Source organism: Arenimonas oryziterrae DSM 21050 = YC6267 (assembly GCF_000420545.1).
Lineage (GTDB): Bacteria > Pseudomonadota > Gammaproteobacteria > Xanthomonadales > Xanthomonadaceae > Arenimonas > Arenimonas oryziterrae.
In genome coordinates this window covers 165,092-178,866 of record NZ_ATVD01000006.1, presented here as the reverse complement: position 1 = coordinate 178,866, position 13,775 = coordinate 165,092, and the positions used below count along the sequence as shown (strand labels likewise).

Genomic DNA, 13,775 nt, shown 5'->3' with positions numbered 1-13,775 from the left:
AGGCTTCGTTACCGCTGGGGAACGTCTTCCGGCTTGAGATGCGTGTACCGCCGAAGTGTTTCCCAAGATTCATGCAAGGTGAACTGCGCGACTTCCTGGATCGAATACCCGCGTTCGAATAGCCGACTGGTGGCTTCGTGTCGGAGATCGTGGAAGTGGAGATCCGCGATGCCGAGGTAGCGGGTGGCGCGAGTGAACGCTGCGCTCACCGACTTAGGGTTGAAAGGGAAGACCTTGTCCACCCCAGAGATTTCCGGCTGCCGTTCCACTATTGCCCAAGCCTCATCAAGCATCCGAAAGGTCTTGTGGTTGCCCTTCTTGATGCGGGGGTGCTTCACATCTCTCAACAGGGCCACGCCCTTTGTCCTGTCGAGATCTGAGCGTTGGAGCCGGGTGATTTCGTCTTGGCGCCGCGCAGTCAGCAGCGCGAAACGCATAAGTTCGGCCATCGGGATATCGCCTTGCCGTGCCTCAAAGTAGGCGAGCAGCATTTGTTCTTCGTCTGCAGACGTACGTCGACTCCGCCGCTTTGGCTTGGCGATGGTGCGCGCCTGGCGCAAATACTCTGAGGCTTCTTCCAGCGCTGGCATGGGCACCATGGCCCCGATCACCGCGGCGGCCGACTTGAACACCTGGCGAAGCCATATCAGGTCGTTGCCTGCAGTGGCTGGGCCAGCCCCTTCTGACCGGCGCCACTCGATGTACGCGATGAAGTCCTGCCGGGTGAGTGAGTGGACAAAGCGCTTGGCGAATCCGCCTTCCCGGAGCCGCTTGAGATCGCTTCGCTTCGTTCGGCCCCACGGTTCGAGCTTCTGCTCTCGGGCCTCATACCACTCGATCATGGCCTCGACGGTCATCCGCTTGCCGACCGGTTCGCCCCGGGCGCGCTGAAGGTCAAGCGCCGCTTCTCGGCGGGTCATCCATTCCTTGGCCAGGGCGCGGGTGTTGAACGTTTCGGACTCGCTATGGATCGGGCGGCCGTCCCGCTTGAGGCGAATTTGCGCGGTGTATCCTGTCGAGCCGTCCTTTCGGCGGCGCGGTACGATCGTTCCCATGGCTCGGTGCTACGCGGAGGATTTTGTAGCACGCACCGTAGCACTGGGCGATTGGAAATAGCCAGAAACCCCCGGAAACCCCACACAATGCAACACGACGGAAAGCCCGCCGAATGGGCCTCAGAGCCGCAATCTGGCGGCGTTCCAGCGTTTTCACGGCTATCGGTTGCGCCGATGATGGATTGGACGGATCGCCATTGCCGGGCCTTCCACCGCGTCCTGGCGCCGTCGGCCCGGCTCTATACCGAGATGGTGCACGCCCAGGCGGTCCTGCATGGCGACCGCGAGCGATTGCTGGGTTTTGACGTCAGCGAGCATCCCGTCGCCTTGCAGCTGGGCGGCAGCGAGCCCGGTCTGTTGGCGCAGGCCGCACGAATCGGCGAAGACTTCGGCTACGACGAGCTCAATCTCAATGTCGGTTGTCCGTCGGATCGGGTCCAGGCCGGCCGATTCGGCGCCTGTCTGATGAAGGAGCCCGATCTGGTCGCCGACGGGATCGCAGCGATGACCGCGGCGGTGGCTGTGCCGGTGACGGTCAAGTGCCGCCTCGGTGTCGATGAGCTCGAGGACTACGATCGCTTTTTGGCCTTCGTCGATACGGTATCGGCTGCCGGCTGCCGGATATTCGTCGTGCATGCGCGCAAAGCCTGGTTGCAGGGACTGTCGCCGAAAGAGAACCGCGAGATTCCACCGCTGCGCTATGACTGGGTGCATCGCCTGAAACGCGAACGCCCCGGGCTGACGGTCGCGATCAACGGCGGCCTGGCCACGGTCGAAGACAGTTTGGCTCAGCTCGAGTGGGTCGATGGCGTCATGCTCGGCCGCGTCGCCTATCACGAGCCGTATCGATTGCATCAGCTCGATGCCGCAATGACGGGTGCGGCACCCCGTTCGCGATCCGAGCTGCTGCGGCACTATCTGGCCTACGTCGAGACCCAGCTGTCTCGCGGCGTCGCGCTCAAGCACATCAGCCGCCATATCCTCGGTCTGTTCCACGCCCAGCCCGGCGGACGCCAGTTCCGTCAGATACTCAGCGAAGGGGCACCGCGCCACGGTGCCGGCATCGAACTGCTGGAGCGCGCGCTCGCCGCCACCGACCTTCGAGAGAACGCCGCATGATCACCCGCGACATCGCAACCTTTTTGCGTTTTGCGCGCGCCACGCCGACCGACGCCGGTCCGGCAAATGCGCGGGGCGCGTTCCTGGTCACACCCGAGGCGTTTCGTCTGGCCGAACAATCAGCCAGCGACAACCGATACATGGATATGGGCGTGGAAGTGGGCGCGGACCGCGCACTGGCGCAGCACCGGGCATTGCAGCGCGCGTTGTCGACGACGCTGCCGACAGTGTGCTTTCCCGGTCGCGAAGACACGCCCGACGCGCTGTTTCCCAATAATGTCTTCGGCACCGCGCCGGGCCGATTGATCCTGGGCCACATGCGCCATGAAGTGCGCCAGCGCGAGGCCGAGCGGAGCGACATCCGTGCGTTCTTCCGCGACGTGCTGGGCTATGCCGAGCTCGACCTGCGGCAACAGCCGGGCATTTGCGAACTGACCGGATCGCTGATCATCGATCGCGCCCGCGGCCTGGGTTTTGTCGGCCTGACCGATCGTTGCGACGAGGCCGGAGCGGCGGCGATGCATGCCGCTTTCGGTCTGCGCGCGACCTTCCTCTTCGATCTGGCGCCCGGTGAGTACCACACCAATGTTGTGCTCAGCATTCTGGCCGGTCGCGCGGTCGTCATCGCGCCCGGCGGCTTCGCCGACCCGGCCGCTGCCGAGGCCATCGCTGCGCTGTATGCGCCGCATGCCCTGGTCATCGATGCCGCACAGAAGCAGGCGTTCGCGGCGAACTGCATCGCCCTGTCCGACGAGGTGTGCTGGATGAGCGCGACGGGCGTTGCTGCTCTGAGCGAGGCGCAGCGCGACATCCTGGCCGCGGCAGGCTTCGCCTTGCAGGGCGTCGAACTCGACGAGATCGAGAAAGCCGGTGGCTCGCTAAGGTGTTGCGTGGCCGAGATTTTTTGAGCCTCGCCGGGGGATGAGTTCAGACCGGATTCACTGCCTCACGGCCAGACTCCGCGCCTAATCGACTGGTCGTCCGCCCGCTGCCCCGCTACCATCCAGACAATGACCCCGACTCTCCGTCCCCTGCTGATCCTGCTCGTCTCTGGCGCCCTGCTGGCGTTCGGGGACGCGCGTGCCCAGCAGCAGCCGGCACCGGTGAAGCCCGAGCGCAACGAACAGCCGCAGCGTCGTGACGCCGATCTGCAGGGCAGCGTGCGTCGGGTCGAGCGTCAGACCGGCGGCGAAGTCCTGCGTGCCGAACCAATGCAGCGGGATGGCCGCGAGGTCTATCGCCTGAAAGTGCTGACTTCCGACGGCCGCGTTCGGGTCATGCAGGACGATCCCCAGCAGCGCCGCCAGGATCCGCCGCAAGGCGGTCGTCGTGGTGGTGGCAAGCCCAAATCGGACGCCGGGTCGGACGACTCCGGCGACGACGCATCCCAACTCTGAGCCGCCCGACGGCGGACGGTTCCCGTCGAAGGAGACGACATGCGTATCTTGTTGGTTGAGGATGAAGCCCCCCTCCGCGAAACCCTAAGCGCTCGCCTCAAACGCGAAGGCTTCGCCGTGGACGCGGCTGCCGACGGCGAGGAGGGCCTGTATCACGGGCGCGAGCTTCCGTTCGATGTCGCCGTCATCGACCTGGGTCTGCCGAAGATGTCGGGCATGGACCTGGTGAAGGCGCTCCGCGCCGAAGGCAAAAAATTCCCCATCCTGATCCTGACCGCGCGATCGAGCTGGCAGGACAAGGTCGAAGGTCTGAAGTCCGGCGCCGACGACTACCTGGTCAAGCCTTTTCACGTCGAAGAACTGCTCGCGCGCATCAATGCGCTGCTGCGTCGCGCGGCCGGCTGGAGCAAGCCCACGCTCGACTGCGGTCCGATCCGTCTGGACCTGAGCTCGCAAACGGTCAGTGTCAACGGCACCGGCGTGGACCTGACCAGCTACGAATACAAAGTGCTCGAATACCTGATGCTGCATGCCGGCGAGCTGGTGTCGAAAGCCGACCTGACCGAACACATCTATCAGCAGGATTTCGATCGCGATTCGAATGTGCTCGAAGTCTTCATCGGCCGTCTGCGCAAGAAGCTCGATCCCGACGGTGAACTCAAGCCGATCGAAACCGTACGCGGTCGCGGCTACCGCTTCGCCATTCCGCGCAGCGAATAAGCGCCCGCGATGGCGCGGCGCGCGCTTTCCCTGCATGCCCGCCAATTGCTGGCGGCCAGCCTGGGCCTGATCGCCTTCCTGGGTCTGACCGGATACGCCTTGGACCGGGCGTTCCAGGAAACCGCGCTGGTGGCATTGCAAGATCGCCTGCAGAACTACGTCAAGGCCTATTACCGCGGCATGGAATTCATGCGCAACGGGGCCTTGCTCATGCCCGATCGGGCGCCCGACCCGCGCTTCGAACGGCCCGGCAGCGGACTTTATGCTGGCCTCGTCAGCCGTGGACTGCGCTGGGAGTCGGCCTCGTCGCTTGGTCGCGTGCTGCCGCAGCCCGAGCCGCTCAAGCTCAACGAAATGCGTCTCGACGGCCCTCTGTCCTACAGCAATGGCGGCGACGGCGGCGAAACCGTCTATCGCTTGTCGCACACCACGATCTGGGAAACCGAAAACGGCGACATGCCCCTGACGTTCTCCGTCTATGAAGACACCGCGCAGTTCGACCGGCAGCTACAGGTTTTCCGGCGAGCGCTGTGGGGTTACCTGGGACTCGCTGCCGTGCTCCTGCTACTCGTGCAGATGTTGGTTCTTCGTTGGAGTCTGCAACCGCTGCGCTTGCTCGAGCGTGAGCTCGATCGCGTCCAGCGCGGCATCACCGCGCGCCTGTCCGGCCGTCATCCGGCTGAGCTCGAGCCGATCACCGGCTCGATCAATGCGCTCATCGAAAGCGAACGCGCGCACCTGGACCAGAGCCGCAATACGCTCTCTGATCTCGCACACAGTTTGAAAACGCCTCTGGCGGTGCTGCGTTCGCGGCTGGAATCCGGCGCCGGCGTCGACGAACTGCGCAGCGAGGTCTCCGCGCAAGTCCAGCGAATGAACGAGATCGTCTCCTACCAGTTGTCGCGCGCCGCGCGCAGCGGCCACGCGCTGTTCTCCGCGCCGCTGGAGATCGAGCCGCGTGCCGAAGAAATCGTTGCGAGCCTCGAGAAGGTGTATGCCGGCAAGGGCGTGCTCTGCGAGTTCGAGGTCGATCCGCGCGCGCGATTCCACGGCGAGCTGGGCGACTTGCAGGAGCTTATCGGCAACCTGCTCGAGAACGCGTTCAAATGGGCGGCGCGCCGAGTGCTGTTGACGGTGAAGGTCGAGCCGGTCGCCGGCAATCGCCGACCGGGTCTGCTGATCTCGGTCGAGGACGATGGTCCAGGCATCGCGCCGGAAAACGTCGAGCGCCTGCTGCAGCGCGGCGTACGCGGCGATGAGCGCGTGCAAGGGCATGGCATCGGTCTGGCGATCGTGCAGGATATCGTCGGCGCGTATCGCGGCGAGTTGCGCGTCGAGCGCTCCACGGAACTGAGCGGTGCTCGCTTCCTGGTGAGGATTCCGCCGGTCTTCTGATCCCGGTGTGCGGCCGGCGATCGCCGCGGTTTTAGCGGAACATTCCCGGCAACAGGCTGTGCCAGCGCGGCGTGACAACGCGCGGGGTCGCCGTGCGTACGCGCGCACTCGGACTGGCGCTGTCGGTATGGCCCGTCGTGCCGGTGGCGCCGGTGCCGGTGACCGTGCCGTCGTTGTCGTTACCAGGCGCGGGCGAGGCGCTCTTGCCCGCCTTCGGCGCCGGGCAATTTTCCTCGGTCGAAGCAGGCGGATTGGCCATCGCGCCGGCAGCGAACAAGCAAAGCAGCAAGGTCAGCAGGACACGGGACATGGTCTGGACTCGGTGGCAGGACATCAGGGCAGATGCAGGATCGCCCCAAATAGTTGCATAAGTGTAACGGGAACCTAGACGGCTTGCTTGAACGTGCTGCACTGCAACATGGCGCGGTCGCCGGCATCGGGCAGACTGCGATCCGAATGAATGCCGTTCCGTTGGACCCATCCCGCCTGCGTATCCGCGGCCCCGCCTTGCGCCGGGCCCTGATCGCCGGGGCACGCCGGGTCATCGCCCAGCGCGAGGCCCTCAACAAGATCAATGTCTTCCCGGTGCCTGACGGCGATACGGGCAGCAATCTCGCCTTCACCCTGGGTAGCGTCCTGACCGGCGCCCTGAGTCGACGGACCGCCGGGGCCGGCGATCTGCTGCGCAAGGTCGGAGAAGACGCCATCGACGGCGCCCGCGGCAATTCCGGGGCGATCCTGGCCCAGTTCTTCACCGGCGTGGCCGAGGCGACCGGCGCCCAGATCGCGATCGCGCCCCTGGCCCTCGCACAGGCGATCCGCGCCGGGGCCACGTCCGCGCGCGGCGCCCTGGCCGAACCGAAGGAAGGCACGATTCTCAGCGTGATCAGCGCGTTCGCGGAATCGTTGGAGCATCGCGTGGAAATCACCGATGTCCGCAGCTGGTACGCGCGCGCTCTCGAACAGGCGCGCCGGGCCCTGGCCAATACGCCCAATCAACTTCCCGTGCTCATGAAGGCGGGCGTGGTCGATGCCGGCGCCCAGGGCTTCGTCGATATGCTTGAGGGTATCGGCGAGTTCCTCGCGACCGGCCAGCTCGATGTGGTGACGCTGGACGATCCCGCGCGTGGTGATCTGGAAGCGGCCCAAGGTCATGGTGAGTTGCTTGAGGGTGATCCCGAACATCGCTGGTGCAGCGAATGCCTGTTGTTGGGCGAAGGGCTGGACCGTCCGGGCTTGCGCGCGGCGGTGACCGATCTGGGGGCTTCTTGCGTCGTCGTCGCGGGCTCGCATTCGCGTATCCGGCTGCATGCGCATGTCGCCAATCCTCAGGCCTTGTTCGACGTCGCCGCGCGCTTTGGTCGCGTCGAGTCGACCAAGGCCGACGACATGCATGCGCAACAGCGGACCGCCGCTGGCGGCGGAAGGGTCGCGATCATCACCGACAGTTCTGCCGATTTGCCCGAGGGCGTCGCCGAAGCCCTCAACATCCACGTCGTGCCGCTTCGACTGAACTTCGGCGATCAGGATTACCTCGACAAGATCGGGCTCACGCCGGCCGAGTTCTACCGCAAACTGCGCGAAGAAGTGGTGTTGCCGCGGACCAGCCAGCCTTCACCCGGCGACTTCCGCCGACAATTCGAATTCCTGCTCTCGCATCACCCTTCGCTGGTGTATCTGGGCGTCGCGCGCGCCGTTTCCGGCACGATCCAGTCGGCAGAAACCGCCGTTCAGCGCGGCCATCCCGATCGCAGTTTCGTGTTCGACACCGCCAATGCTGCCGGTGGGCAGGCCTTGCTCGCCATCGCCGCCGCCGAGGCTGCGCAGCGCGGCGAAGATGCTCCGGCGATCATCGCGCGCCTAGAGCGCCTGCGCTCGCTGACGCTGACCTGGGCGGTCACCCGCGACGTGACGCTCGCGGTGCGCGGCGGGCGCATTCCCGCGTGGTCCAAACCGATCGTGCAAGGTCTGGGCTTCACGCCCCTGGCCAAGATCAAGCCCGAGGGGCGCCTGGGCATCGCCGGTGGCCTGCTCGGCAAGCGTCGCGTTCCCGAACGCTTCGGCGCGTATGTTGCGCGTCGTGTCGATGCCAGCCGGCGCTGGCGGCTCATCGTCGGCCATTGCGACGCCCGTGCCGATGGCGAAGTCCTGCTGGCCGAGTTGCGTCGTCGCCTGAATTGTCAGGACGCCTGGTTGGCCGAGACGGGACCGGCGATCGGCGCGCATGCCGGCCCCGGCGCGCTCGTGGTCAGTCTGCAGCCGGCCGACGCTTGAGGGCGTCATCGGCGCGGCGCTTTCGCGCAATAATCGCGCCATGCTGATCGCCGTGCTGGTCGTCGTTTCCTATGTGCTGGGCTCGCTGTCGGGCAGCCTTCTGCTGGGCCGCTTGCGTGGCGTGGACATCCGCACGCAGGGCAGTGGCAATGCCGGTGGCACCAATGCGCTGCGAACCCAAGGTTGGAAGTTCGCTCTTGGTACCGTGATCGTCGATGTCGGAAAAGGCGCGTTGGCGGCCGGGTTGGCGGCGATCTTCGCGGCTCCCGCGGCCCGCGAAAGCGCCATCCTGCTTTGCGTGCTGGCCGCTGTCGTGGGTCATGTCTGGCCGGTATTCCATGGGTTCCGTGGCGGCAAGGGCGCGGCCACACTGGTCGGCGGACTTCTGGTGGCCTGGCCTTGGGCACTGCCCGGCGTCATCGGCGCGTGGGTGCTGACGCTCGTCATCACCGGCTATGTCGGATTGTCGACCGTGATTGCCGGCGCGAGTTTGCTGGCGACGGCATGGGGCTTCGGCGAAGGGACACCGCGACTGGGATTTGCCTTGGTTGCCAGCTTGTTCCTGCTGTACACGCATCGCGGCAATCTTTCCCGCTTACGTGCCGGCACCGAGCCTCGCTTCGAGCGTGCGCGAATTTTCGCGCGTCTGTTCTCCCGGAAAACCGCATGAGCCTGCAAGCCTTGTTGAGCCGACTTGTTCGTGGCCCGGCGCGAACCGAAGCGCTGGCGGCAGAACTGGCAGTGTCAGCCGCGCACTTGCAGGAAGACGTCGCCAAGTTGCGCCTGGCGGGTGTCGATCTGATTGAACGCGACGGCGAGATCCGACTGGCACACGAGCTGCAGCTGCTCGATGCCGATGTCATAGTGACGGCGCTCCCGAGCGAACTGCGTGCGCAGGTCGCTGCCCTGCAGCTGCGATTCGAAACCGACTCCACCCAGTCCGATGCGCTCGCGGCGACGACGCCCACGCAGGGTGTCGCGATCTGGTTGGCCGAGCGACAGACGGCCGGTCAGGGACGGCGTGGGCGCGCGTGGGTATCGCCGCTGGCGGCGAATCTGATGATGAGTCTGTCGCGGCGCTTCCAGGGCGGGTTCACCGCGTTGTCCGGATTGAGCCTGGTCGTCGGCGTAGCCGTGGCCGAAGCCTTGCAAGCAATGGGCTACGACCACGTCGGCCTGAAGTGGCCCAATGACCTCGTCGCCGAGGCCGGCAAGCTCGGCGGCATCCTCGTGCAATTGCGCGGTGATGCCCGGGGGCCTTGCGAGGCCATCATCGGCCTGGGGTTGAACATCAAGATGCCGCGTTCGGCTGGTTTGGACATCGATCAGTCGTGGTGCGATCTCGCCCAGCTAGACGACGGCGAGCCGCCGTCCCGCAATCTGGTGGCTGCGGCGGTGCTGACGCATTTGCTGCCGGCCCTCGACCAGTTCGATCGCGTGGGATTCGCGCCTTTCGCCGCGCGCTGGCAGGCGCTGGACGCGCTGGCGGGGAAACCGGTGCGCGTGCTGGATGGGGCGAGCGAACACGAGGGCCTCGCGCTTGGCGTCAGCGACGTCGGTGCGCTGCGCGTGCAGCTCGTGCAGGGCGAGCGACAGTTCCACGGTGGCGAGGTCAGTTTGCGTCCGCTCGGTCCACGCGCCGCGCATCGGACCGAAGGAAGGACTGGCTCGGCATGAACTGGCTGATCGACCTGGGCAATACCCGCCTCAAATGCGCCGCCCTGACCGACGCCGGGACGCCCGGCACCGTACGCGCGTTCGCGCATGCCGACGCCGACGCGATGCAACAGTTGGCGGTGCATCTGGGGCAGGCCGATGAAGGCGATGAGGTCTGGCTCGCGTCGGTCGCGTCGCTGTCGCTGACCGAGGCGCTGGTCGCCGTCGCGCTCGCGTCGGGTTATCGCGTGCATCGCGTGCGCACGACGGCCGTGCACGGGTCTTTGCAGGTGGCGTACGCGGAGCCGGCGCGGTTGGGAGTGGACCGGTTCCTCGCCATGCTCGCGGCGACCGCGCGCTCCGACGGCCCCTGGGTCATCGTGTCGGTGGGCAGTGCTCTGACGGTGGATGCGCTCGCCCGTGATGGCCGGCACCTGGGCGGATTGATCGCGCCGACCCCTCTGCACATGCGCGAAGCCCTGGCTGAGCGTTTCCCGGTAATGGATCTTCCCGCCGGCCGCGCACGCGATTTTGCCGCCGACACTGCCGATGCCGTCGCCTCGGGGGCGCGCGCAGCAGCCTTGGGCTTGGTCGAACGCAGCCTGCGCCTGGCGCAGGAGCACTTCGGCATGCGACCGACCTTGCTGCTCAGCGGCGGTGGCGCGGACGCGCTCGACGAACTTGCCTACGAGCCGAGCGTCTCCTGTCCCATGCTCGTGCTCGAGGGTCTGGCGCGATTCGCATCGAGCCGGGAAAATTAGCCGATGTTGCGAGCCATCCTTCTTCTGCTGGTGTGTATGAATCTCGGCGTCGCCGCCTGGTGGGGCCTGCATGCCGAACCGGCACGCGCGCGCCTGCCCGCGACCGATCCGGGCGTGTCGTCGCTGACCCTGCTCAGCGAAGCGGAAAATCGCGCGAATCTCGCCACGCCGACCGGAGAACTGGCGGCCGCGCCGGAAACGCTCGGCGCTGCCCCCGTGTGTCTGAGCATCGGCCCGTTCGGGACGCCGGCGGACCTGCGTCGCGCGATGAATACCTTGCTACCCCAGGTCGGGCGCATCCAGTACCGCGAAGTCGCGGCGACTTCGTTGCGCGGCTATCGCGTCTTCCTGCCGGCGGCGGGCAATCGCGAACAGGCCCTGGCGACGGCGCGCGAACTCGCCGCGCACGGCATCACCGATTACTACGTCGTGACGGCGGGCGACCAGCAGAACACGGTTTCGCTGGGTATTTTTCGCGACCTGGCCAATGCGCGCACACGCCACGACGAGATCGCCGCGCTCGGCTACGACGCCACCATCGAAGCACGCACCGAACAGGCGCCACAATGGTGGATCGATGTCGCAGCCAGCACCGGTTTCGACTGGCGGCGCGTACTCACCGATCCGGCCCTGCAATCGGCAAGCGCCGATTGTTTCTGACCGGCATGCGGACCGGATTTCGGTTTGCCGCGCGAGGCGGCTAGAATCACGCCCATGCCGGCATAGCTCAGTTGGTAGAGCAACCGCCTTGTAAGCGGTAGGTCCCCAGTTCGAATCCGGGTGTCGGCACCAGTCTTGAGCGCGATCGCGCTTGTCTCGCCGCGTTTTGCTGGCAAGGAGAAGTCATGTTGCGCATCGTCCTGCTTTTCCTGGTTCTGAGTCTGCCCGCGCGCGCGACCGAGCCGGCCGTGACACCCACGGAGCTCGCCGCACAGATCGCCGCCGGTAATGCGCCGCTGATTCTCGATGTGCGCACCCAGGAGGAATTCGATGCCGGTCATGTGCCTGGTGCGGTACTGATTCCGCACGATCAGATCGAGGCGCGTATGTCCGAGCTTGGCGAGCCGCGCGACGTCGTCGTGTATTGCCGCAGCGGCCGGCGTTCGGCCTTGGTCGAGCCGGCGCTGGAAAAGCTGGGCTTCCGCGTTCACCAGCTCGACGGTAGCTGGTTGGCGTGGGACGCCGCCGGCCTGCCGGAAGAAAAAAACGAAGACACCACCAAGGAATCCCGATGAGCACCCGCACCATCGCGCTGATAGGCGCCCCTACCGACATTGGTGCCGGCCACCGCGGGGCATCGATGGGACCGGAGGCGCTGCGTGTCGCCGGACTGGCCGAAGCCTTGCGCGAGCGCGGCCTGACCGTCATCGACCGCGGCAATCTGAGCGGTCCGGTCAATCCCTGGCTGCCGCCCGTGGATGGTTACCGCCACATCGATGAGGTCGTGCACTGGAATCGCGTCACGATGGACGCGGTGTATCTGAGCTTGGGACGCGGCGAATTGCCGATCCTGCTTGGTGGCGACCATTGTCTGGGGATCGGCTCGATCACGGCGGTTGCGCGCTATTGCCGCGAGAAAGGCAAAACACTGCGCGTGCTGTGGCTCGACGCCCATGCCGATTTCAATACGCATGAAGTGACGCCGTCGGGCAATGTGCACGGCATGCCGGTGTCCTGTCTGTGCGGACTCGGCCCGAAGGCCCTGACCGAACTGGGCGGCAGCGCGCCCGCCGTGCGCCCGGAGGCATTCCGCCAGATCGGCATTCGCTCGGTGGACGCCGGCGAAAAGAAGCTGGTCAAGGAATACGGCCTCGATATTTACGACATGCGCTACATCGACGAAATCGGCATGAAAAAGGCGATGGAAGAGGCTTTGGAAGGGGTCGACGACAACACGCATCTGCACGTGAGCTTCGACGTCGATTTCCTCGATCCGGCGATCGCGCCTGGAGTCGGCACTACCGTCCCCGGTGGCCCGAATTATCGCGAGGCGCAATTGGTCATGGAAATGATCGCCGATGCCGGCCATGTTGGTTCCATCGATATCGTCGAGCTTAATCCCGCCTTTGACGAACACAACAAAACCGCGCAGTTGGCAGTGGATCTGGTCGAGAGCCTGTTCGGAAAGTCGACCCTGATGCGCGACTGAGCCGATGTCGGGCAAGTTGCGCGACGCATGGCGTATTGCACGACAAAAGAAGCGCATCGACACGGAATGATGTCGCTGCGTTGACACCTTCGACACGAAGCTGAATCTCACTTGCGTCGCGACCGGACGAACTCTTCGCATCGGGGCAGGAGCGAACTACATTTGCTCCGCCCCCAACCCCGGCGATGGAGAATCATATGAAACGTTTCGTACTCACCCTGTTGTTGCTCAGCGTCAGCTCGTCCTTTCTCGCCGCCTGCCACACCATCGAAGGTGCGGGCAAGGACGTGAAGGAAGTGGGCGAGGAAGTGGAAGAAACCGCGAAGGATGCCCGCAACTGATCGCGTGACTCGCGTGTTTGCGGCAGAAACGAAAAGGCCGGGCAAGGATGCCCGGCCTTCTTGTTTTTCAGCCCCGCTTACCAGCGCGGCGGATCGGGAACGAAGCCCACCGGGAACGGATCGGGCCGGCCGTCGCGGCGATAACCGCGCGACGGAATGACGCCGCGATCGGCCAAGGCATCGGTGGAGTCGTAGAACAGCGACACGACCTGGTTGGGACGCGAGCTCTCGCGTTCGAACACCGTCTGCGTCACCGGGTCGTAGCGGCGTTCGCCATGGCCCGTGCCGATCTGCTGCGCCGTCGCGCGGCGTTCGCTGCGGGCCGCCGACGGCGCTTCGGCCGCGGCATCGGAAGCCGCCGAAGCATTGCCGCGTGCGTACGGCGCCGGGGCACCCGCATCGCGTTCACTGACCGAGGGTGCCGGGTAGTAGGGCGTCGGCTCGTAACGGCGTTCGCGGAAGGCCGCCACGCCGACGACACCGACGTTCTGGGCGCGCCCAGTTCGGGCGGCATAGCTGTCGGGCAGGTCGGTGAAGTAGAACTCGGCGACTTCCGAGTAATTCTTGCGCCAGCCACGAATCTCCACGCGCTGCCAGGGCTCGAGCACGTAGCCCGATTGCGCGGCGCTCGCGGTCTGGCCGCTGATCGCGTTGACACCATCGACCGAGAGCACGGCAAGAACACGCTCGCCGGTGAGGTTCTGCAAGGTCACCGAGAAGCGGTGGCCGGGCTGGCCTTCGAGGTATTCGCGACCCCGATAGGGCCAGCGGGGCAAGGTATTGCCGGCATCCAGATCCACGACCTGGACATCGACGAGGTTGGCCGAGCGCGCGCAGGCGCTCAAGGGCAGCAGGCTGAGCAACGAGAGTAGAAGGGCGAGCGAGCGTTTCATGGCGGTCTCCAAGTG

Annotated in this window: 15 protein-coding genes, 1 tRNA gene and 1 pseudogene; 14 read left to right on the top strand and 3 right to left on the bottom strand. The window is 65.7% G+C overall.

Annotated elements, in window-relative coordinates; all coding sequences use genetic code 11:
* Nucleotides 1-8: 8 nt before the first annotated feature.
* The gene (locus G467_RS0113900; protein WP_022970349.1) at nt 9-1,055 is read right to left on the bottom strand and encodes a tyrosine-type recombinase/integrase; all 1,047 of its coding nucleotides are present in this window, start codon (nt 1,053-1,055) and stop codon (nt 9-11) included.
* 156 nt (nt 1,056-1,211) lie between these two features.
* Between G467_RS0113900 and dusA the strand changes: the two are divergent.
* From dusA to G467_RS0113875, 5 genes and pseudogenes are all read left to right on the top strand, one after another.
* Nucleotides 1,212-2,174: pseudogene (gene dusA / locus G467_RS0113895) on the top strand (tRNA dihydrouridine(20/20a) synthase DusA); the annotation flags it as partial.
* On the top strand, nt 2,171-3,082 hold the full coding sequence (locus tag G467_RS0113890) for an arginine deiminase-related protein (protein ID WP_022970347.1): 912 nt from the start codon (nt 2,171-2,173) through the stop codon (nt 3,080-3,082). The pseudogene dusA and the gene G467_RS0113890, both read left to right, overlap by 4 nt.
* Before the next feature lie 102 nt (nt 3,083-3,184).
* A complete protein-coding gene (locus G467_RS16990) occupies nt 3,185-3,571 on the top strand; it encodes a PepSY domain-containing protein (protein ID WP_022970346.1) in 387 nt (128 codons plus the stop codon).
* Nucleotides 3,572-3,610: 39 nt separating this feature from the next.
* The gene (locus G467_RS0113880; RefSeq protein ID WP_022970345.1) at nt 3,611-4,291 is read left to right on the top strand and encodes a response regulator transcription factor; all 681 of its coding nucleotides are present in this window, start codon (nt 3,611-3,613) and stop codon (nt 4,289-4,291) included.
* A 9-nt stretch (nt 4,292-4,300) separates the two neighbouring features.
* The gene (locus G467_RS0113875) at nt 4,301-5,686 is read left to right on the top strand and encodes an ATP-binding protein (protein WP_022970344.1); all 1,386 of its coding nucleotides are present in this window, start codon (nt 4,301-4,303) and stop codon (nt 5,684-5,686) included.
* 31 nt (nt 5,687-5,717) lie between these two features.
* Here the strand turns inward: G467_RS0113875 and G467_RS0113870 are convergent, their stop codons facing one another.
* Nucleotides 5,718-5,996, bottom strand: coding sequence for a hypothetical protein (locus G467_RS0113870; RefSeq protein ID WP_022970343.1), 279 nt, complete (start codon nt 5,994-5,996; stop codon nt 5,718-5,720).
* 161 nt (nt 5,997-6,157) lie between these two features.
* On the opposite strand from G467_RS0113870, the gene G467_RS0113865 reads away from it, so the two are divergent.
* The 9 genes from G467_RS0113865 (at nt 6,158) to G467_RS17925 (ending at nt 12,867) form a co-directional block, all read left to right on the top strand.
* Nucleotides 6,158-7,960, top strand: coding sequence for a DegV family protein (locus tag G467_RS0113865; protein WP_162140766.1), 1,803 nt, complete (start codon nt 6,158-6,160; stop codon nt 7,958-7,960).
* A gap of 40 nt (nt 7,961-8,000) precedes the next feature.
* Nucleotides 8,001-8,630: a glycerol-3-phosphate 1-O-acyltransferase PlsY gene (plsY, locus tag G467_RS0113860; RefSeq protein ID WP_022970341.1), complete on the top strand. Its 630-nt coding sequence runs from the start codon at nt 8,001-8,003 to the stop codon at nt 8,628-8,630.
* Entirely contained in the window at nt 8,627-9,637 is a 1,011-nt protein-coding gene (locus G467_RS16985) for a biotin--[acetyl-CoA-carboxylase] ligase (RefSeq protein ID WP_022970340.1), read from the top strand. The genes plsY and G467_RS16985 overlap by 4 nt, the downstream gene beginning before the upstream one ends.
* Nucleotides 9,634-10,377, top strand: a complete 744-nt coding sequence (locus G467_RS0113850) for a type III pantothenate kinase (protein ID WP_022970339.1) — start codon at nt 9,634-9,636, stop codon at nt 10,375-10,377. The genes G467_RS16985 and G467_RS0113850 overlap by 4 nt, the downstream gene beginning before the upstream one ends.
* Before the next feature lie 3 nt (nt 10,378-10,380).
* Complete coding sequence (locus G467_RS0113845) at nt 10,381-11,037, top strand: SPOR domain-containing protein (RefSeq protein WP_022970338.1); 657 nt, start codon at nt 10,381-10,383, stop codon at nt 11,035-11,037.
* 56 nt (nt 11,038-11,093) lie between these two features.
* Nucleotides 11,094-11,169, top strand: a tRNA-Thr gene (locus G467_RS0113840).
* Between the two features lie 53 nt (nt 11,170-11,222).
* Nucleotides 11,223-11,612: a rhodanese-like domain-containing protein gene (locus G467_RS0113835; RefSeq protein WP_022970337.1), complete on the top strand. Its 390-nt coding sequence runs from the start codon at nt 11,223-11,225 to the stop codon at nt 11,610-11,612.
* Complete coding sequence (gene rocF / locus G467_RS0113830) at nt 11,609-12,526, top strand: arginase (protein ID WP_022970336.1); 918 nt, start codon at nt 11,609-11,611, stop codon at nt 12,524-12,526. The genes G467_RS0113835 and rocF overlap by 4 nt, the downstream gene beginning before the upstream one ends.
* 197 nt (nt 12,527-12,723) lie before the next feature.
* Nucleotides 12,724-12,867 carry an entericidin A/B family lipoprotein gene (locus G467_RS17925; RefSeq protein ID WP_081644697.1) on the top strand — a complete coding sequence of 48 codons (144 nt, stop codon included), beginning with the start codon at nt 12,724-12,726 and terminating at the stop codon, nt 12,865-12,867.
* 77 nt (nt 12,868-12,944) lie between these two features.
* Here the strand turns inward: G467_RS17925 and G467_RS0113820 are convergent, their stop codons facing one another.
* A complete protein-coding gene (locus G467_RS0113820) occupies nt 12,945-13,760 on the bottom strand; it encodes a hypothetical protein (protein ID WP_026802704.1) in 816 nt (271 codons plus the stop codon).
* Nucleotides 13,761-13,775 lie beyond the last annotated feature (15 nt).